General features: G+C 34.5%; 24 protein-coding genes. 5 read left to right on the top strand and 19 right to left on the bottom strand.

Going from position 1 to position 20,247, the window contains the following annotated elements:
- Genes ABJ955_RS07940 through thiC form a run of 4 tightly spaced genes read right to left on the bottom strand, consistent with a single transcriptional unit; the run spans position 1 to position 3,789 of the window.
- Positions 1–537, bottom strand: a complete 537-nt coding sequence (locus tag ABJ955_RS07940) for a GNAT family N-acetyltransferase (RefSeq protein WP_347374049.1) — start codon at positions 535–537, stop codon at positions 1–3.
- Between the two features lie 29 nt (positions 538–566).
- Positions 567–1,208 (bottom strand): thiamine phosphate synthase, encoded by a 642-nt coding sequence (thiE, locus tag ABJ955_RS07935; protein WP_347374048.1) that lies wholly within the window; start codon positions 1,206–1,208, stop codon positions 567–569.
- Between the two features lie 11 nt (positions 1,209–1,219).
- A complete protein-coding gene (locus ABJ955_RS07930; protein ID WP_347374047.1) occupies positions 1,220–1,951 on the bottom strand; it encodes a hydroxymethylpyrimidine/phosphomethylpyrimidine kinase in 732 nt (243 codons plus the stop codon).
- Positions 1,948–3,789, bottom strand: coding sequence for a phosphomethylpyrimidine synthase ThiC (gene thiC, locus ABJ955_RS07925; protein WP_347374046.1), 1,842 nt, complete (start codon positions 3,787–3,789; stop codon positions 1,948–1,950). Before thiC ends, ABJ955_RS07930 begins: the two co-directional genes overlap by 4 nt.
- Positions 3,790–3,926: 137 nt before the next feature.
- Here thiC and ABJ955_RS07920 point away from each other — a divergent pair, with 137 nt between their 5' ends.
- The 3 genes from ABJ955_RS07920 (at position 3,927) to ABJ955_RS07910 (ending at position 5,998) form a co-directional block, all read left to right on the top strand.
- Entirely contained in the window at positions 3,927–4,841 is a 915-nt protein-coding gene (locus tag ABJ955_RS07920) for a 2-dehydropantoate 2-reductase (protein ID WP_347374045.1), read from the top strand.
- On the top strand, positions 4,842–5,615 hold the full coding sequence (locus ABJ955_RS07915; protein ID WP_347374044.1) for a helix-turn-helix domain-containing protein: 774 nt from the start codon (positions 4,842–4,844) through the stop codon (positions 5,613–5,615).
- 137 nt (positions 5,616–5,752) lie between these two features.
- A complete protein-coding gene (locus tag ABJ955_RS07910) occupies positions 5,753–5,998 on the top strand; it encodes a hypothetical protein (protein WP_347374043.1) in 246 nt (81 codons plus the stop codon).
- 18 nt (positions 5,999–6,016) lie between these two features.
- On the opposite strand, the gene ABJ955_RS07905 is transcribed toward ABJ955_RS07910, so the two are convergent.
- The 8 genes from ABJ955_RS07905 to ABJ955_RS07870 form a co-directional block, all read right to left on the bottom strand.
- On the bottom strand, positions 6,017–6,517 hold the full coding sequence (locus ABJ955_RS07905; RefSeq protein WP_347374042.1) for a class I SAM-dependent methyltransferase: 501 nt from the start codon (positions 6,515–6,517) through the stop codon (positions 6,017–6,019).
- 196 nt (positions 6,518–6,713) lie between these two features.
- Entirely contained in the window at positions 6,714–7,154 is a 441-nt protein-coding gene (locus ABJ955_RS07900; protein WP_347374041.1) for a hotdog fold thioesterase, read from the bottom strand.
- Between the two features lie 165 nt (positions 7,155–7,319).
- Entirely contained in the window at positions 7,320–8,432 is a 1,113-nt protein-coding gene (locus ABJ955_RS07895) for an SMP-30/gluconolactonase/LRE family protein (RefSeq protein ID WP_347374040.1), read from the bottom strand.
- Between the two features lie 68 nt (positions 8,433–8,500).
- A complete protein-coding gene (locus ABJ955_RS07890; RefSeq protein WP_347374039.1) occupies positions 8,501–9,076 on the bottom strand; it encodes a Crp/Fnr family transcriptional regulator in 576 nt (191 codons plus the stop codon).
- 46 nt (positions 9,077–9,122) lie between these two features.
- Complete coding sequence (locus ABJ955_RS07885; protein ID WP_347374038.1) at positions 9,123–10,034, bottom strand: helix-turn-helix transcriptional regulator; 912 nt, start codon at positions 10,032–10,034, stop codon at positions 9,123–9,125.
- A gap of 9 nt (positions 10,035–10,043) precedes the next feature.
- Complete coding sequence (locus tag ABJ955_RS07880) at positions 10,044–10,808, bottom strand: SDR family oxidoreductase (RefSeq protein ID WP_347374037.1); 765 nt, start codon at positions 10,806–10,808, stop codon at positions 10,044–10,046.
- 20 nt (positions 10,809–10,828) lie between these two features.
- Positions 10,829–11,731, bottom strand: a complete 903-nt coding sequence (locus ABJ955_RS07875) for an NAD(P)H-binding protein (RefSeq protein WP_347374036.1) — start codon at positions 11,729–11,731, stop codon at positions 10,829–10,831.
- 12 nt (positions 11,732–11,743) lie between these two features.
- Positions 11,744–12,610, bottom strand: coding sequence for an SDR family oxidoreductase (locus tag ABJ955_RS07870; protein ID WP_347374035.1), 867 nt, complete (start codon positions 12,608–12,610; stop codon positions 11,744–11,746).
- A 335-nt stretch (positions 12,611–12,945) separates the two neighbouring features.
- On the opposite strand from ABJ955_RS07870, the gene ABJ955_RS07865 reads away from it, so the two are divergent.
- The gene (locus ABJ955_RS07865) at positions 12,946–13,119 is read left to right on the top strand and encodes a hypothetical protein (RefSeq protein ID WP_347374034.1); all 174 of its coding nucleotides are present in this window, start codon (positions 12,946–12,948) and stop codon (positions 13,117–13,119) included.
- A gap of 536 nt (positions 13,120–13,655) precedes the next feature.
- Here ABJ955_RS07865 and ABJ955_RS07860 read toward each other — a convergent pair.
- On the bottom strand, positions 13,656–14,285 hold the full coding sequence (locus ABJ955_RS07860; RefSeq protein WP_347374033.1) for a nitroreductase family protein: 630 nt from the start codon (positions 14,283–14,285) through the stop codon (positions 13,656–13,658).
- Positions 14,286–14,390: 105 nt separating this feature from the next.
- On the opposite strand from ABJ955_RS07860, the gene ABJ955_RS07855 reads away from it, so the two are divergent.
- Complete coding sequence (locus tag ABJ955_RS07855; protein ID WP_347374032.1) at positions 14,391–14,765, top strand: helix-turn-helix domain-containing protein; 375 nt, start codon at positions 14,391–14,393, stop codon at positions 14,763–14,765.
- Between the two features lie 140 nt (positions 14,766–14,905).
- Here the strand turns inward: ABJ955_RS07855 and ABJ955_RS07850 are convergent, their stop codons facing one another.
- The 6 genes from ABJ955_RS07850 to ABJ955_RS07825 all read right to left on the bottom strand — a co-directional run bounded on the left by ABJ955_RS07850 (position 14,906) and on the right by ABJ955_RS07825 (position 20,230).
- The gene (locus ABJ955_RS07850) at positions 14,906–16,282 is read right to left on the bottom strand and encodes an aldehyde dehydrogenase (RefSeq protein ID WP_347374031.1); all 1,377 of its coding nucleotides are present in this window, start codon (positions 16,280–16,282) and stop codon (positions 14,906–14,908) included.
- Positions 16,283–16,302: 20 nt separating this feature from the next.
- Positions 16,303–17,112 carry an SDR family oxidoreductase gene (locus tag ABJ955_RS07845; RefSeq protein ID WP_347374030.1) on the bottom strand — a complete coding sequence of 270 codons (810 nt, stop codon included), beginning with the start codon at positions 17,110–17,112 and terminating at the stop codon, positions 16,303–16,305.
- Between the two features lie 84 nt (positions 17,113–17,196).
- Positions 17,197–17,775, bottom strand: coding sequence for a Crp/Fnr family transcriptional regulator (locus tag ABJ955_RS07840; protein WP_347374029.1), 579 nt, complete (start codon positions 17,773–17,775; stop codon positions 17,197–17,199).
- Positions 17,776–17,905: 130 nt separating this feature from the next.
- The gene (locus tag ABJ955_RS07835) at positions 17,906–18,325 is read right to left on the bottom strand and encodes a DMT family transporter (protein WP_347374028.1); all 420 of its coding nucleotides are present in this window, start codon (positions 18,323–18,325) and stop codon (positions 17,906–17,908) included.
- Between the two features lie 131 nt (positions 18,326–18,456).
- The gene (locus ABJ955_RS07830) at positions 18,457–19,326 is read right to left on the bottom strand and encodes a lysophospholipid acyltransferase family protein (RefSeq protein WP_347374027.1); all 870 of its coding nucleotides are present in this window, start codon (positions 19,324–19,326) and stop codon (positions 18,457–18,459) included.
- A gap of 265 nt (positions 19,327–19,591) precedes the next feature.
- The gene (locus ABJ955_RS07825) at positions 19,592–20,230 is read right to left on the bottom strand and encodes an SDR family oxidoreductase (protein WP_347374026.1); all 639 of its coding nucleotides are present in this window, start codon (positions 20,228–20,230) and stop codon (positions 19,592–19,594) included.
- Positions 20,231–20,247 lie beyond the last annotated feature (17 nt).

The raw sequence follows: 20,247 nt of genomic DNA, 5'->3' as shown, positions 1-20,247 counted from the left end.
TTATTCTTCTATTATTTGTAAATATTTTTTCATTACAAAAAAACGAAAGTTTTCCCTACCAATCTGGAAGTTATGTTCACCAATTTTTTCAAATCCACTTTTGTTATAAAAACTTATAGCTCTAGTGTTTTCTTTGAGTACTGAAAGCCAGATGTTTTTAAATCCCAATTGTTTTGCTTCTTCAAGCAAGTAATGTTGTAATTCACCCCCTATCTTCATAGATAAAAAGTCTTTAAGAACATATATTTTTTGAAGTTGACATACCTGGTTGGCTAGGATAAATTCTGATGCCGAATTTAATTTAAGTTTGGCATAGCCAACAGGTAAATTATTAACTGTTGCTATCCAATATTTATTATTAAGCTTATCGATGCTATTTTCTATTTTATCAAGAGAAAAAGTAGCTTCAAGATAATCGAGCAAATCCTGCTCATAACTAAAATAATGAGCAAAGGTTTCAGAGAATGTTGTTCTACCTAAAAGAGCTATGGATTTAGCATCTTTTTTAGTTGCCTGCCGGATTTTAATTGTATTCATTTTAAACTCAATTCTTCTGTTCGTTTGCTTTATTGAAAAGCAGCTTTAATGGTTTTTAGTGTTAGCTCTTTGTTTTCACTTTCATTGATGAGGGAAGCGATGGCAATACCGTGTATTCCGACTGAGAGTAATGGTGTAATATCATCTAACCGTATCCCTCCGATGACCAATAGAGGGATTGTTGGAGTATCCATTTTCTCTAGATTTGTAACCAACTGACGAATCTCATCCAAAGATAAAAAATCTTCGATTTCAGGTTTTGTTCTTGTTTTACGAAAAGTCCCTAGTCCAATATAATCGGCAATACCATTTGATTGATGAAACTTGGCTTCTTTTTCATTATAGGCGGTTGCTCCAATAATCTTGTTAATTCCTAGTTCTTTTCTGGCAATCCCATGATTAATATCCCCATTGCCTAGGTGAACGCCATCTGCATCAATCTCAAGAGCGATGTCCAAATGATCGTTAATGATTAAAGTCGCATCAAAATGTCTGCAAATCTTTTGGCTCTCCAATGCGATATCAAGCATTTCCGCCCTTTCCATATCTTTGAGTCGAAGCTGTACCAAATCAACACCTGCTTCACAGGCCTCGAGTGCCAATTGCGGATGTGTTTTATGGGGCATATTTTGAGTGATAAAATGAATTCTGGATATTTTATTTTGCATCATAACGTATTTGTTTAAGCAATGCCAAGTAAAGACTCACTACTTAACATATATTGATTGAGTAATTCTTTTGATTTATCATAAGCCTGTTTCATATTGAATCCCAATGCCAGTCCAGCTGTAATGCCTGAAGACAATATGCAACCCGTACCATGTTTATCAAAGCCAGTAAATTTTCTGGATTTAAGCTGATGTATATGTTGATGCCACCACAAGTGATCTATAACAGATGCTTCATTTTCAGAAACTGATTTCTGCAGAATAGCAGTATGGTCATTAAATTTCGTATAGGGAAAATTAGCACCCCAAAGTTTTGAGTATTCCTCTTTGTTAGGTGTAATTAGGTCAATAAGTGCCATCGTTCTTAATACCTGTTTTTGGTCAAAATCCTTCCAAAAATTAAATCCACTAGAGCTTTTTAATATAGGATCCCATACGATTTTTAAGTCTTTGCTATAACCTCTTAAAAGTTTGACCAACCATTTCAACGTTTCGGAATCTTTTACAATTCCAATCTTTACGGCAGATATAGTGTGAAGGGAAAAAATGACATCTATCTGTTCTTTAATCTCTTTGTGTGTTGACCAACGAATACCACGAATCTCTGATTCATTTTGGATGGTCAAGGCAGTCATTACACCAAAGCCATAGACATTGAAATGCTGAAATACTTTTATATCGGCTAGAATTCCTGCGCCCGCTGAAGGGTCAAACCCTGCTATGGATAGTACTTTTGGTTGCTTCATAAGTAAATGGATGATCCTTTTTTTGTAAACTCCTCAGCCTTTTCCTTTAAGCCTTCTTCAATTACTTTCGTTTCTGTAGCTGCTTTTTCATTGGCCAGTTCCCTTATCTCCTGTGTGATTTTCATCGAACAAAATTTTGGGCCGCACATACTACAGAAATGAGCTATTTTCGCCCCCTCCGCAGGTAAAGTTTCATCGTGATATTCACGAGCTCTGTATGGGTCTAGTGAAAGGTTGAACTGGTCTTCCCATCGAAACTCAAACCGTGCTTTACTTAAGGCATCATCCCTATATTGGGCAGATGGAAACCCTTTGGCTAAATCTGCTGCGTGGGCTGCTATCTTGTAAGCTATTAATCCATCCTTTACATCTTCTTTATTGGGCAACCCTAAATGTTCTTTGGGAGTTACATAGCAAAGCATGGCAGTGCCAAACCAACCAATCAAGGCTGCTCCAATAGCACTCGTAATGTGGTCATATCCCGGAGCAATATCCGTAGTGAGTGGACCTAATGTATAAAAGGGGGCTTCGTGAGTAAGTTTAAGCTGCTTATCCACATTCTCTTTGATTAACTGCATAGGGACATGTCCTGGACCTTCAATCATTACCTGAACATCATATTTCCAAGCGATTTTCGTGAGCTCTCCCAAGGTTTCCAATTCAGCGAACTGTGCTTTATCATTGGCATCTGCGATACTCCCTGGTCGAAGTCCATCACCTAATGAAATGGAGACATCGTACTTATTCAATATTTGGCATAATTCAGAAAAATGCTCGTAAATAAAATTCTCTTTATGGTGTGCCAAACACCATTTGGCCATAATGCTTCCACCTCTTGAAACAATACCCGTAAGCCGTGAAGCGGTAAGCGGAATATATTTTAATAAAACACCAGCATGCAATGTAACATAGTCCACGCCCTGTTCCGCCTGTTCTATTAGGGTATCACGAAAAAGCTCCCAAGTTAACACTTCGGGATTTCCATTGACTTTTTCCAAGGCTTGATAAATAGGCACAGTACCCAATGGTACAGGGCAATTCCGTATAATCCATTCTCGGGTTTCGTGGATGTTTTCACCTGTAGATAGATCCATAATACAGTCAGCTCCCCATCGACAAGCCCATACGGCTTTTTCCACCTCTTCTGAAATAGAAGATGTTACTACGGAGTTTCCGATATTGGCATTCACTTTAGTTAGGAAGTTGCGCCCAATTATCATAGGTTCTAGTTCGGGATGGTTAATATTGGCAGGAATGATGGCACGACCTTTAGCCACTTCATCCCGAACAAATTCTGGAGTAATTTTTTGAGGAATATTTGCGCCCCAACTATTTCCAGAATGCTGATAGTAATCCTCCATCATCAGGTTTTCCCGAATAGCTATGTACTCCATTTCTGGAGTGATTATTCCCTGTTTGGCATAGTACATTTGCGTATGTGATGGTCTTGTGGAACGTTTCGGTTTTCGAATATTTGGAAATCGTAAGGTATCCAAAGTAGTATCCTTTAAACGGGTATTCCCATATTCAGAGGATGGTTGTGACAGTTCTATTATTTCCTTGTCTTTTGCCAACCAAGCCCTAACATCGGCAAGCCCTTGGGTTAAATCAATAGTGGCTTTTGGGTCGGTATAGGGACCACTAGTATCATATAGATACACCTCTGGATTTGTGGTGTCCTTTTCTGTTCCATTTATGGTAGTTTTAGTTTGTTTAACGCCTCTAAAAGGAATCTTTAAACCATTAGTTGTCGTTGCATAATGCTTTTTTGAGTTCGGAAAAGGTTCTCTTGAAATATGTTGCTTATAATCGGCTGAAACCATATCTTTTTTGTCCATTTGTTTTTTGAACAAAAGTCATTAAATAGCCATAAATAGGATAGTACAAGGTGGACATCAGGCTAAAATGTCCAACTTATACTATTTAAAATAATGTGTTTTACCGTAATTTGTTGTTCAGGAACAATCAAAAATAAATGACTATATACATAATTGGTGCAGGAGCAATTGGTAAAGCATTAGCGATATGCTTAACACGACATGGTAAAGACGTTCAGCTTATTCGAGGACGTGTTGACGATGGTAGTTCGTATAGTGAAATGCTAAGGTTGAAACTTAAATCAGGGCAAGAATTGACAGCGAATGTAAAGTTCAATTCTATGAGTAACTTTACTCAATTTAATGGTCTGGTTGTGCTTACCAATAAATCCTTTGGAAATAAGAAACTTGCTGAAAAACTCAAAAGTAGAGCCACCAAGACACCTATTGTTATCTTGCAGAATGGTCTAGGTATAGAAAGACCATTTATGGAGCATGATTTTCAAGAGATTTATAGATGTGTACTTTTTGCAACGAGTCAAAATATTTCAAAAAACGAAGTAAGTTATAAACCTGTAGCGGAGTCTCCCATTGGTGTAGTCCAGCAGAACAGTACAGTTTTAGAAACAATTGTAAAGGAAATAGATACCCCCGAATTCAGATTTGTTGCTGAAAAACAAATCGATAAAATAATATGGAAAAAGGCAATCGCAAATTGTGTATTTAATTCCATATGTCCCTTATTGGACGTTGATAATGGAATTTTCCATAGAAGTGCCGAAGTTTTTTCCCTGGCAAAGAGAATTATTAAGGAATGTGTGCTCATAGCCAAGAAAAAAGGGATTGCTTTAGAAGCAAAAGAAGTCGAGGATCAGGTGATTTCCATCAGCAAAATGTCAGATGGCCAGTTTATATCCACATTGCAGGACATTCGGAATAAAAGGGAAACAGAAATAGACACCCTCAATTTTGAAGTTGTCAGGATAGCGAAGCAAATGAACCTTGAAACACAAGTCCAAGAAACAAAGTTGCTTGGGGAGTTGGTAAAAATAAAATCAGATTTGAACAGATAGATGTATAAAATATTTTCCCCACCAGAACATTTACGCCATATTATACGCTATTATTGGCTACTTGATTTAAGCGCGAAAGGGCGTGGAGTGACGGAATATATTTTTGCCTATCCCTACGTTAACTGGGTGTTTACCCTTGGATCTCCATACACTGTTAAAGATAATCAGTCGGGGTCTCTAGTTATAAAAGATACACGCATTCTAGGGCCAAGAACCAATTTTGCAGAATATGTACACCCCGAAGGAAATCTGGCTTTTGGAGTGACCTTTCAATTTGGAAGTACGCTGCCTATTTTCAAGGAAGAAACTAGCCTATTGACCAATAAAATTATTTTACAGGATGAGATACTGCCTGCTTTCAATTGGTTGACACCTTTTTTTGAAGAAGTACAACCAGCTGTTTTTATGAATACTTTTAATAATCAAATTAAAAAGTTTTCTGATGGAAAAGATAGAAAAGGACAAGTTCTATGGAACCAATTTTTAGAACTTCTCATAAGCGGAAAAAATTATGCATCATCCGCAAGCCGAATGTCAAGAAAGCTTCAAATAAGTCAAAGGCATCTTCAAAGAATAACGATGCAGTATGCCGGATTATCCCCTAAACAGGTACAATCAATGATTCGCTGTAGGCTGGCAATTAAACACATTCATACAACAGGATGCACCCCTGATTTTTTTCACTATGGTTTTTACGACCAGAACCACTTTATTAAAGAGGTAAAAAGATGGTCAGGACATACACCTAACACGCTTCTATCCTTACTCAACTAATTTTATTAAGAATTGGATTCCCGTTTTAGATTTTATTGATTAAAAATCCAGTGTATTAAGAATTGATTTGATTAGTGTAAAGAAGCAAAAAGTTTAATTAACACAGGAAATATTGAATGAAAAAGCAAAACTAAAAATTGAAAAAGTACTTAATACTAGCTGGTGGCTCTGATTATAATTTGGAAGGAAAAATAGATATGGTTGATGGTCACTTCAATACTGCTACAGGTTCAATTACATTAAGAGCTTCCTTTCTAAACCCAAATAACCTAATTAGGTTAGGTAATACGGAAACTGTTGCACTACATAGAATAACAAAAAACACCATAGCTATACCAAAATCTGCAGCTTATGAATTACTGGACAAACCATTGAAAAACTGAAAAAAACACCTAAAATCATTACTGTATTGTACTAAAAAATGAAATCAAAAAAAACGAAGCGGAAAGCACAGTCTTTTGCAGCGGTCTCGAAATGTAACTTTTCGCAAAATGGAGGGTAATGTGCTGATAGTAGCAATCACTTATCAGTTTTGTTCTTTCTTCTTTGTTAAGTAAATGAATTAGTGCATAGCAAAATATCCCGTCATATTCTTTATTGTCAAAAGGCATTTCAGTTACGGAACCGTGAAATATATTTATATTAGTAGCATAATGTTTTTGAGCTAAAGCAATAGCTGTTTTGGAAATTTCAATTCCAGTAAAGTTAATTCCGTTTTCTTTGAAAATCTGTGCATTTCGTCCATAACCTATTCCAGGAATAAGTATATTATTTATTGACTTTTCTATAAATAAATTTTTTGTTAGTTCAGCAGATTTAGCTGGTTCAAATCCCCATATTTCTTGCTTATCAACAAAGTTTTCTTCCCAAAATTCTGACATATTCTTAAATTTTAAAAACAAATTTTGTCTTGTAATATTTCACTTTTAAATCCTTTCCCTTTAAGTTGTTGGGAAATAGAATTTGTGTCAATTAATTCTCCTTCAACTCTCAAAATAGAATGTCCGTAAGGGTAAGGCTCTTTGAAGTCCTCCTAGTCGAAGTTGATTTTTAGATTTGGATTGTTGTTTTCTAAAAATTGCAAAATTTCTTTCAAGTTCATTTTTTTTTCGATGAACTATCAATTCGTATAAAATTATATACACCTTTTCCTTCTGCAATTAATTCATCATTTTGGAAGGCTTTCATTTTGGTCACAAGTATTCTATTTCCCAATCTAACAATTTTACCTTCTACAATTATAGATGATGCTTCTGCTCCTTTTAGATAATCTATTCTTAAATCAATTGTTGCCAATTTATCGTCGAAAGATTTGAAATGAGTTCCGCCTGCAATTCCACCAACAGAGTCCATTATTGTTGCAATAATTCCACCGTGCCATCTGTTTTTTCTTATATCTCCAACAACTTCATCTCTAAAAGGAACACTAACTTTTACAAACCCTTTCTCTATGACTAACAATTTTAGCCCTAAAAATTTATGAACAGGAATATCTTTTTCAATTACTCGTTTAATGAATTCTTTGTTTGCCTCTATCATTTCTTTCTGTCTAAACTTCTTTATGTGATTAAATATAAAGGTCTTGTTTATAAGACTAGTTACGAGTTTTAAGCACTAAAGTTAACAAAAAAGCACAGATAGAAAAGTCCGTGAGGATTTCCGTAAGTAATCTAGAAGCAATTAATTATATACGGCTAGCCACAGTTATTTTCCCAGTTTAAATTTTCCAATATGGCCAGATACATCTCCACCGAGGTAAAGATAACCATTGTGTTCTTCAACAGAGGTGGCTTCTGCAACAAACTCTCCGGTTGTATCGTAGTATGTTTTTATAATTCCCCCATTGTTATCTAGATGCATCAACATTCCATAAGGTACAGCCTTAGGTTGTAAAAAAGACGGAAGTCCGTAAACGAGTTTTTTTAATAAAGGTTTTGCATGTATCTCATCTAACGATTCATCTCTTTTAGTAGAAAACCCAAGCCAAAAACCTCCATCTACACTTCTGGAGATTCCGTTTGGAAAGCCTGGTAAATTATCTAAAAATACATCTGTAGTTCCCTTTTTGTTACCTTTAAGCCAATATCTTCGTATTCTATATTTTGCTAAATCAACCATTAAAACAAAATCATCATTTTGAGAAACTGCAACTCCGTTTCCAAAATAAGTTCCATCTATTAGTGTTTTTACACGTTTGGTTTTTGGGTCGTAACTGTAAAAGCCACCATCTGGTTTCGCTTCCATTAATAATTTCCAGATATGTTTGTTACTAAAAGTTAATTTTGATGATGTATTTGTAAAATATATCATACCATCATTAGCTATATCTACATCATTAGGTATTAAGAATTTGTTGCCGTTTTCATCTTCACTTGCCAAAGTTTTTATTGTACCATTTTGGTCAATACTTATTAAACCTCTTTCTAAGTCACAAGCAATAAGATTTTGATTGCTGTCAAAATGTAATCCCGTAACCCAAGATTCTGAATTTGCAAACACAGAAACTTTTCCTGAGGTATCAATTTTTAAAACTCTACCATCCGTGAAATCTGTTTTAGAAATGTGAACTCCACAATACAAATTCCCTTGATTATCAACTGCAATGTCCTCTGGGCCAAACCAACCGTCCAAATCAATCCGTTTTGTACTACTTAATAACTCATTTTCTGCAAGTACTCCATCTAATTTCGGAATTTTGGGTGGCGACCAAGCTACTGGACTAAGTGACCGAGAATTATACAAAACACTAATAATGAGCAAAGCAATTAATGCAAGTACTATAACAATTGATATTTTTATTTTTTTTGATATTTTCATTGCGTTTATTTTTCGATTTATAAAGCACAAAGAAACGAACGCTTTCAATATTTACATCTTGACATTTGTTATGAAATGAAAATTTCTTTTCTAACTCGACTAAGTGATTCGGGAGCTATACCTAGAAAGCTGGCAATTTGATATTGAGGAACTCTATTTACAATTTTTTTATTATAATTTTTTAAAAAATCTAAATACTTTTTTTTTGCCGATTTTGTTTGCATTGTTAAAGTTCTTTCTAAAGCACAAAGGTGGTTTTTTTCGGCTAAAATTCTTCCAAATTTTTCAAATTTTGAAGACTCTTTATATAGTTGAATCAAGTTATGAGAATGTATCTCATATACAATACTATCTTCAATAACTTCTAAAATTTCAGAAGAAGGTGTTTGATTTATAAAGCTGTTAAAAACCGTTATAAACTGATTATCACAAGCGAAGTAAGTAGTAATATCTTTTTCGTCCAAATTTCTGAATGTTCTAAATAGTCCAGATTCAATAAAGTACAAAGTCTCTGCTGTTTTTCCTTCCTCAATTAATAAAGTTTTGGCTTTATACTCTTGTCGTTTTAATTGTTTATAAAAAACTTTCCATTCACTTTCTGTCAGTCCTATTAATTCTTTTATTATTTTACTTAGTTCGTTCATTATCTTATATATGTTGTTTTAATTGTAGTGGGTTATAAATTACTTGCTAGTTAAATGCTTTCCTAAATTCCAAAGGTGTCACTTCGGTTTTTTTCTTGAATAATTTTCCGAATGATTGAGGATGTTCAAATCCTAATCCGTAGGCAATTTCATTGACAGATAATTCAGTTGTCGATAGTTTTTCTTTTGCCAATTGAATTAGTTTTTCGTGGATAAATTCCTGCGTACTTTTTCCAGTCAATGTTTTTAACAATCTACTCAAATAATTAGGTGATAGGTTTAACGAACTGGAAATGCTCTTAACTGTAGGTAGTCCTATGGTTGTTAAATCTTCGCTTTTAAAATAGTCGTTTAAAAGATTTTCAAACTGTTCAAGTATGGTGTGATTAGATTTTTTTCGAGTGATAAATTGTCTTTGATAAAAACGTTCGGAATAGGTAAGCAATAACTCTAATTGAGAGATAATGACATCTTGACTAAATTTATCAATATTCGAATTATATTCTTGATTGATATTCTGCATAATTCCAGTAAGCATAGTTTCTTCCTTGTCAGATAGGTGTAACGCTTCCTTTAATTCGTAGCCAAAATAGTCGTATTGCTTAATTTTGTTTGCTAATGGTGTATTCCATATAAAATCGGGATGGAAAATAAGTAACCATCCTGTATGGCTATATTGCCGACCTTGCTCTACATCAATTCTCAAAATTTGGTTGGGTGCAATGAATGCCAAAACGCCTTCATCAAAATCGTATTCTTGCTGTCCGTATTTCATTTTACCATTGAAAACTTGTTTTAACGCAATTGAATAAAATCCGTACGTAATGCTTGAAACGGTCGCTCTGTTCGTTGGTTTTATATCTTCAAAATTAATCACACTAACTAATGGATGTTGCGGTTTGGGCAACTCCATTAGTCTATGGTATTCTGTTATGCTTTTTATATGAAGTATTGACATTTTTTTTGTTTATAAATTTATGCCTCCAGAAACTTCCAAGCGTTGGGCATTTACCCATTTAGCATCATCAGTACATAAAAACGCAACTACGCTTCCAATATCGTCTGGCAAACCAACTCTGCCAAGAGCGGTTGTTGACGCAATATAATTATTTAATTCTTCATTATCTCTTACAACGCCACCTCCAAAGTCCGTTTCTATCGCTCCTGGTGCAACTACATTGACTCTAATTTTTCTTTCTCCAAAAAAATCAGCTTGATATTTTGTTAACGTTTCTATGCCACCTTTCATTGTTGCATAGGCAGAATGACCAGACATTGTAAACCTCGCTAAGCCTGACGAAATATTTACAATACCACCACCATTATTGAGTAATGACGCTAATTTTTGAGTAAGAAAGAAAGGTGCATTTATGTGTATTTTGTACATACTTTCCAATTGAGCTTCTGTAATTTTATCATAAGGTGCATAAACTCCAACACCAGCATTATTAATTAAATAATCAAAGTGAGTAGTTTTAAATTTTGATTTCAAAATCACTTTTATGTCGCCTTTGAATTTATCAAAAGTATTTGATGAAGTAACATCTAATTGTAAAGATGTGGCTTTGTTACCCATTGCTTTGATTTCGGAAACTACTTTATCTGCTTCCTCTTGTTTACTGTGATAGGTTAGTATCACATCCAATCCTTTTTTTGCTAATTCTAAAGCCATACTTTTTCCTAATCCACGGCTTCCGCCAGTTACTAAGGCTATTTTTGTTTTGTTTGACATTTTTTAGTTTTTTAGAGCTTTTAGTTTTGGTCATTATAAACTTTTGCAAATTCCTTTGCGAAATCTTTCATTTTGACCTTACCTATTTCCATTGGTTTATTTAGGTTGTAATGTTCGTAAAGTAAACCGCTGTTTATGGATGCACACATTTCTGTTAAACCGACTGCAATTTTTGGTTGCATTCCCGCAGTTTCTAAACCATTTTGCATTTGTTCATCGGTAATTGTTAACCATTTCAAATCTGGGTTATCTGTTGCTTTACCTAAAATAACCGCCAATTCATTGTAAGTGAGTTCTTCACTAACTACATAGCGTATTCTTCTTTCTGTAAGTGACGATGTGATTTCTTCCGCAATCGCACTTGCAATATCTAATGGCGATACCCACGCGTTTACAACGTCTCCACCAATATTAGATGCAATAAATCCGTTTTCTTTTGCCGTATGAGCTTGAGGTAATAAATTGTAATAAAATTCAGTTGGGCGAATGTGTGTAATTATAACATCTGAAGATAACTCGTTTAGAAAATTCTCAACGTGATGAGCGCCTCGAAGTATTCCATTTCCTTTATCCAAATGCCCTCCGATAGTACTTAAATTAACAACTTTTTTTACTCCTGTTTGTTTAATTGCTTGTGCGTAATTAGCTCCTAGTCTACGATAGTAGCCTAATAAATCAAGGGTCTGGTCAAAATAGTTAGCAGGTGGAACCATAGAGTATACAGCATCAGCACCTGTAAATGCCGAAGTCATAAAATCTAAATCCTCTAAAGAGCCAATTGCTGCAATAGCTCCCATAGCTTCAATGTCTTTTTGTTTTTCAGAATTACTGCTTATAACCGTAACTGAATGTCCTTTTTGTACTAATTCTTGGGTTAGTGGTTTTCCAATGTGACCCAACGAGCCTGTAAGTGTGATTTTCATTTTTTAAAATTTTTATAGGTTGAATAATTGTTTTAATCCTTCTTTAAGAGCTGTTGGCTTGCGTCCAAGCGCATTTTCCAATTCACTTGTAACCGTAGCTTCTTGTCCGTTTTTGATATCGAGGTTAAAGCCGATTATTTTTTGAATCATTGGCTCGTGTAAACTTTTTTGCACCATATCTTTCTTAAAATCGGCTACTTCGACAGAGGTGTACGCTACTTCTTTGCCAGAAAGTTCAGTTAAGACTTTGGCAACATCAGAGAATGAATAGGTTTCATTGCCTGTGAATTTGTAGGTATGGTTTTGAAATGGTTGGTTTGTCATAACATTTGCCATTGCTTCTGCTTGTTCATTTCGTAATGCAAAAGCTACCTTACCATTACCAGCTGGTAAAGAAATCCCGTTTTGAAAAACCTCTTTTCCGATAAAAAGAGGGATAGTGTCCATATAGAGGGCGTTCTGAAAAATGATGTAGTTTAAGCCACTTTGTTTAATGTAGTCTTCTGTGAGAAAATGCTCTTCCATCAACTTGTTTGATAGCGTAGCTCTGTTGGTTAAAGAACGACTGGTGTATGCAATGTTTTTTACCTTCATTTTTTTTGCAGAATCAACAACATTCTTATGTTCTTGAATTCTGTCGCCTTGGTCGCCTGAAGAAATCAATAACACAGTATCTATTCCATTCATTGCCTTTTCAAGTGCTGTGGTGTCGTTGTAATCTCCTAAATAGGCGCAGAACCCTTGTTTCTCTAATTCCGCACGTTTGCCCTCTTTTCGAGTTATCACGGAAATTTGAGATGGAAGCATTTGTTTGAGTAAGCTTTTTATAAAAGCAGTACCTAAAATTCCTGTTGCTCCAGTAACTAATATATTTTTCATTTTCTATTTGATTTGTGAAGTACAAAGGTCAAAGAGAAACAAGATATTTATGTAGTCAAATCTATCTTTATATCAGCCAAATCGGATAATTGACTTTAGTTTGTCGGTTGGCACGAAGTTTTTTTTCCATTACAGCTAACAGTTAATATTGACGGTCGTTTTAATCCCGTTTATATATTGTTGTTGTTGTGTGTTTGTGTTTCTATTTTCTTCCAAGTTGATTTAGTAGTTGCACAAACTTTATCAGTACCTTCTATTTTTATAGTGTGTATGAATGATTTATCCTTTGTATCCATTGCGTCATTTTTGGTCAAAGAAACAATTGTTTGATTATAATGTGCTTCTGCAATGAATCTGCCATTTATAGAGTACAAACTGCACTTATCAAACCTGGCACACAAATAGAAGCTCTTAGAGCAGTTGTTGGCGAGATGTTACAAGTTCCCGAAGTTACACTTCATTTATCCAGAATATTAAGTGCTTTGGGTATCCAATATGATTGGGCTTAAAGATTTCACCCAATAGTAGGACAAAGAATGCCTAATATAAATTTATTAATAAATGATATAGAAAAAAATTTGTTTTCATTGATGCACAATGCCCCTTTCTTGTTCCTGAACTTTGACGATAAAAACGATATAGTAGTTCTAAAAACTTATCTGAAGAACATTGAAATAATTAATGCAACTCCCAAGGTCAGAGTAATTAATGATTTATGGAACTCACCAGCCATTGGAGAAGTGGTACCCGTAAAAAGTGTTCTTATCAGACATGATGGAATTGTGGTTTGGGTGTAGACTGAAGAAGAGAAATTTATAGTAAAAACATGGAAAGAAGCATTAGGTAAATGATTGAAGTAAAAGATAAATCACGATAACAGCGAATGGCAGAAAATAATTTGCCTGGACCCTGCTTTTTTAATATTTCGTTTTTTTACCAACAAAGTATCCGTATAGACTATCTGGTTTCTTCATATTGACTTTCGGTCTTTAAGTACTTAATTAAAACAGGCGAAGCTTTCCATTAAACTTCGCCTGTTTTATATTTAACTAATTTTGGTTACCATTTCCTCAACAGATATTCTCACTTTTGGGGTTTTGGCTAAGTAATCACTAGTTTCGTCACGATATCCTAAAGAAAGAATCACGATGCTATGTAAATCTTTCTCTTTCAATCCTAATAATTCATCAAACAATTGTGGGTCAAAACCTTCCATGGGCGTCGCATCTGCTTTGGCATTCGCTGCTGCAATTAATGCCGTTCCTAATGCAATATAGCTTTGTCTTTCTGCCCAAAGTTTGTTCTCCTCATCACTTTTGCTTTTAAAATATGAGTCCATCGTAGTGAATAACCCGTCCAAAGATTCTACTGTAACGCCTTGTTTTTCTGCAGTTAATTTTACCAAGTTTTGCACATGCTTGGTTGTTACTTTATTGAACGCCGCAAATACCAGTAAGTGTGATGATTGAGCTATTTGTTTATTAAAAGAATTAGCTCCCAGCTTCGCTTTCAATTGAGTATTGTCTATAGCAAATATACGGTAAGGCTGTAATCCACATGAAGAAGCCGATAGATTGATAGCTTCTAAAATAAAATCTATTTTTTCTTCACTTACTTTTTCGTTGCTATAGCTTTTGGTAGCATATCTCCAGTTCAAATCTTGTATTAAATCCATTTTTCTAAATTTTATACTACAAAGTTATATCACAAAAGTGACAATTTGTACCTTTGTGACAAAAAGTAATAGTGACGTTCGAGTAACTATCAATGAATTGAAGGCATGGAAAAGAAAAAGATAAGAACAAAAGGGATCAATAATGTATGCAAACATAATATCAGAGCAATACATGATGCACTAGATGTAATCGGTGGCAAATGGAAAATATCTATTATTTCCTGCTTAACGTTTCAGCCCATGCGTTACTCGGAACTATTGAGAGAAGTAGAGGGCATTTCGGGAAAAATGCTCAGCAGAGAACTCAAAGAGCTTGAGTTGAATCAGCTCATTACCAGAGAGGTTTTAGATACGCGGCCCATCACAGTGCAATATCAACTTACCCAATACGGCGAGACGCTAAAACATCTTACTCTAAATATTGCCGATTGGGGATTGAACCACCGAAAGAAAACAATTGAAGGCTTTTTAACAGCCTGATAGTTAACACAGTATTCGATTGCGAAGCAAATATGTCAAGCAAGTTAAAAGTTGAAGCAGGCTACAATCTATGAATTTACTACTATATAGGCTATTATTATTATTATTATATAATATTGGCAGCCGTAGTTTGTTTATAATCAGACTATTCTTTTAATCAATTTGAAATACTTAAAAGGGGCATATTTCAAAGGTAAATCAATCCAAGTGGGTGTGGTTACAATTGCTCTTCTATTGCTAAAAGCTAAAAAACTTTCTCGTCCGTGATATTTTCCCAGTCCACTGTTCCCAACTCCACCAAAAGGTAAATTGTGGTTTGTAATGTGCATCAGGGTATCGTTAACACAGGCTCCACCAGAAGTGGTTTTTGCCAAAACCTCTTTTGCTTTTCTGTTTTTACCAAAATAGTAGAAGGCTAAAGGCTTTTCATTTTTATTTATGTATTCGATAGTTTCGTCAATATACTCGAAAGTCATTACTGGTAAAATAGGGCCAAATATTTCTTCTTGCATAATCAAAAAATCAGGATTCACATTATCAATAATTGTAGGTGCAATAAATTTTTCTTTTTCGTCGACCTCTCCACCTGTGTGTATTTCTCCCTGATTCATTAACTTTTCTAAGCGATCCATTGCTCGTTGATTTACAATACGGGGATAGAATCGACTTTCTTTAATATCATTGCCATACATTTCTTTAATATTCTTGGCAATTTTATCCAATAACTCATCTTTAATAGAATGATGAGCAAAAAGGTAATCTGGTGCAATACAAGTTTGACCTGCATTTATCAATTTGCCCCAAGCAATACGCTTTGCTGCAACATCAATGTTTGCATCTGAATCAACAATACAAGGGCTTTTGCCTCCTAATTCCAATACAACTGGTGTTAAGTGTTCTGCTGCTGCTTTCATTACGACTTTCCCTACTTTTGAACTACCAGTAAAGAAAATAATATCAAAGCGTTCATTAAACAGGATTGTATTTGTTTCTCTACCGCCTTGAACAACTGCAATATAATTCGACTCAAAAGTTTCTTCGATCATTTCCTGCATCGCTTTAGCAATTTTCGGTGCATCTGGCGATGGTTTTAGAATACTACAACCACCGGCCGAAATTGAACCAATCAGGGAATTAATTAATAACTGAAAAGGATAATTCCAAGGTGCTACAATAAGGGACAATCCAAGTGGTTCATAAATTACTTTACTTGAAGAAGGCCATAAATGTATAGGTGTTGAAACTCTTTTAGGTTTTGCCCACTCCTTTAAATGTTTAATATGATTATCAATTTCGCCCGTAACAATACTAATTTCAGTTAAGTAAGATTCTTCAGGCGATTTATGTAAATCTTCCCATAAAGCATCTTCAAGTTTCTTTTGATTTTTTTGAATTGCCTTTTTGAGTTTACGAAGTTGCTCTAGCCTGAAATTAATATCTTTTGTCTTGTTGGTTGAGAAAAAATCTCTTTGACTTTCAATATGCTGAACAATAATATCTCTTGATGTTTCTTCCATTTTTTATGCTTTCTCTAATGTTACTGCTTTTTACGACCTGTGAAATGCTCCATTGTTTTGTAGATTCCGAGAACATCCCCTGCGAACCAATCAAAAACATTTATCGACATTACTGCTTGACCGAAACGTGTAAATCTGTAGATATAGCCTGGGATACTTATCATTTTTTTATTCTTCTCAATCGCTTTAACAATGGTTAATGCTGTTGCTTCAGGTTCAAGGATTGGAATTTTGGATTTTACACCATCAAACATTCCTGTATTGATGTAGTAAGGCATTATTGTGGTAACATTCACTTTTTTATCCATTTGTTTCATCTCCAAACGTAAACTATCAGACCAACCGATGAGTGACCATTTGCTTGCTGCGTAAACAGACATTTTAGGGTTTGAAACTATTCCACCGGACGAAGCAATATTGCAAATATGTCCTGAGTTTTGATTCAACATATCGTTAAGAAATTCCATTGTGACAAACATTGGTGCATTTGCATTAATTTCCATTGTTTTTGAAATATCGGATACCGTATGCTCGCTGAAATATTTACCAACTATTATTCCCGCGTTATTGATTAGGACGTCAACTACACCTATTTCCTGCTTAACTTTTTTAGCTGTTTCTTGTATTTGTTCAACATTGGAGACATCTACATTGTAGCCATAAACCTTTCCTTTGTCCGAGAATTCCGATAATGTGTCATCAATACTCTCTTGATTAATATCCCAGATGATAACTTTGGCTTTTCGTTCTAATAGTAAACGAACCATTATTCTGCCAATTCCAGATGCTCCTCCTGTAATTAAAACTGTTTTATCTTCCATTTTTTTCATCTCTATAAAGTTTGATTATTACAAAGACAAAGTTAAAGGGCTAATAGTCCAATGACGATAACATATGTTATCAGTTTTATTTTACTATTGAGAATTTTTTAATCTGCTGAGATGTACAGAACTAATATTAAGATAAGATGCAATGTAGTGCTGGGGAATCCGTTGTAGAATATTCGGAAACTTTCTAGTGAGATTGTTATACCTCACAATTGGGCTTTGGGTGTAAATAGCTTGAACCTTATCATTGAAAATAAAGAAATACTCTTCGGCAAGTAACCTGCCAAGTTTCTCTCCGTTGCTAAGAATTTTATAACCATCGTGCAACATTTCAAACGACATTAAAACGACAGTTGTATCTTCCAATGCTTGAATAGAATAGCTTGACGGAATTTTCTTTAGAAAACTTTCATAATCGGTGGAGAACGTATTTTCAAATGAGAAATAAAAAGTCTTTTCTTCTCCATCGTTATCCACAAAAAAAACCCTTAACAGCCCATTAACCACAAAAAATACATCACGGCAAATATCTCCTTGGCTAAGGATTATTTCCCTTTTTCTGATTTCTTTTACCCGAAATTTTGAAGAATAGGAAATCCATTCTTCATTATTAATTTCAATGTAACTTGAAATAACTTGATGTATCTTTTTGAATTGATTATTCATTCTTATTAAATTAATTTATCTTGAGTTAATCCACAACTAAATAACTTAAAGAAGGCTTTAACAATCTTCAAACATTGAATATAAACTTTCTCTCCTATTGTTTTTATAATTTGTCAGAGGAAATGTCATCTCAAAAATTCTTCATAATTATTACTCCCACAATGATTAATAGTATGCCCATAATTCTGCCAATACTGATTGATATTTGTTGGGCTCCCATTATTTGAAAGTGTTCCATCAACATGGATATAAGCAACTGTCCGGAAACTACTAACCCAAATGTTAAACCAGGTCCTATCTTAGGAAAGGCTAGTACAATAATTGTAACATAAAAAGCTCCCAATATTCCGCCTATCCAAGCATAAGTTGGGGCGTCTTTTATTCCTCTCCAAGATACATTTTGAGAAGTTAAAATAATATAGATTACCAATGCCAATAAACCAATGGCAAATGATATCATTGAGGCATGGACAGGGCTACCACCCGCTTTAGCCAGTTTGTTATTCATACCAGATTGTATGGGGAGAAATGATCCCGCAATGAACGCCATTACAATCCAAATTATTTTTTCCATTTCGTCTAAGTTTTAAAGTTTAATGAGTTTGTTGACATTGTTTCTTTACCATTGGACTTTCTTCTAATCTAATGGCAATATTATTTAATAAGGGTTTTATCCTCCCTTTAAGCCTCACTTAGCTTCCATCTCCTATGACTCCAAAGCCACATTTCCGGGGATTGGGTAATGGTGTTTTCTAAACATCTCGCATATTCAACTACAATGTTATACCCTTCCGAATGTGATGGAAATTCCTCGATCATTTCAAAATAGAGTTGATAATGTCCTCTTTTAATTTTATTGAATCTAGGAAAGAGAACAACATCATTAGTTTTCTTTGAAATGATGTTAGCTCCAAGGTAGAAAGCTGTTTTCCTATTCAAAAAATTACACCAGTGGATGGCACTTTTCCTTCTTGGGCTTTGATCACCAATGATACAATTCATTACTGGCACTGGATTATTGTTTTGTGCAATTATTGTCCGATATCCTTTGAACTCCTCAACACATCGTACACCGAACCGCTCTCGTATTAGAAGAACAAGCCCATTGAAATAACTATTGTTTAGGGGACGGTAGAATGTATTTGAAGGATAAGTCAACATCAAAGGTAAATATACAAGCAACTCCCAATTCCCTTGATGGGCTGCGTACAATAGAATATTTCTACCATTTTCTAATAAATCCTCAATAATTTCAGGATTATTGAGACTTAATCTGTTTTTAGCTTCTTCCTTAGATATCGTCAATGTTTTAATGGATTCAAAAATGATATCACAAAAATGACGATAGAATCGTTTGGAAATATCTTTAATTTCTTCTTCACTTTTTTCAGGAAATGCTTTACGAAGATTGTCGAGGACCACTTTTATTCGATATTGTATCATATAGTATATAAAATAGTAAACACAATTGGATAAAAAATACAGTATTTGCATAGGCAACACCGAAAGCATATAAAACGGAAAATATTTTATGGTCTTAGAAAATTTCATATTTTTAATTAGTGAATACGCATTTAACTTGGTTCACATTTATTATTATCGCATTCCTTGGAGTTGGAGTTTAGCTTCATTAAAAATTAAATTCCTTTTCTAAAATTTTATTAACAAGGCTTGGAAAGATTAACCTTTAACTCGCTTAGATTGTTGAAGAATGACTTGTTGTAATCTATCCTATTGGTTACAATCAATTTGATATTCTTTTCTTGGTTTAATGTATTAAAACATAGAGGCTAATCTAAGTGTCATTAGTATATCCTTAATTTAATCGAACTGCATTTTCAATAGAAGTTTCACCTTCCAAAAGCTCAAAAGTTTGATTTTGCATAACGTCGTTATCCAAAACTTCAACTAAGGTTTTTGCTACATCAGCTCTTGAAATGCTACCGCTTTTTTTTAATTTGGAACCGAGCTCGATTCTACCCTTGCCATCTTCATTTGTCAATTGCCCTGGTCTAACGATAGAATATTCCAAACCACTTGCACGCAAATGCTCATCGGCGTTTTGTTTTGCTTTCAAATAGGCTTCAATCTCTTTATTTTGTGACGAATTATCGGCTCCCATTGAACTTAACATAACGAATTTTTCGATTCCGGCTTGTTTTGCAGCATCGGTTAATCGTTTAGCTCCCTCTTGGTCTACACCAACTACGTTTTTGCCTTTTGACCCAGCGGCGAAAATGATTTTGTCAATTTGAGTGACAACTTGGCTCAAGTCCTCTTCTATATCGGCTAGTACCGTCGTAACATGTTCACTTTCAAAACGCTCTTTTTGCTCTTGTTTGCGAACCATTGCAACTGGTATATAGGTATTTGATTTTTGAAGTATATCGATGATAATCCTTCCTGTAGTACCATTAGCCCCGGCAACCAAAACATTTTTTTTCTTATTATTCATTTCTTTCGATTTTAATA

Origin of the sequence: Aequorivita sp. Q41, assembly GCF_039831855.1 — a bacterium.
GTDB lineage: Bacteria > Bacteroidota > Bacteroidia > Flavobacteriales > Flavobacteriaceae > Aequorivita.
Note: the sequence above shows the minus strand (reverse complement) of the source record. Positions and strands in the feature narration are given on the sequence as shown.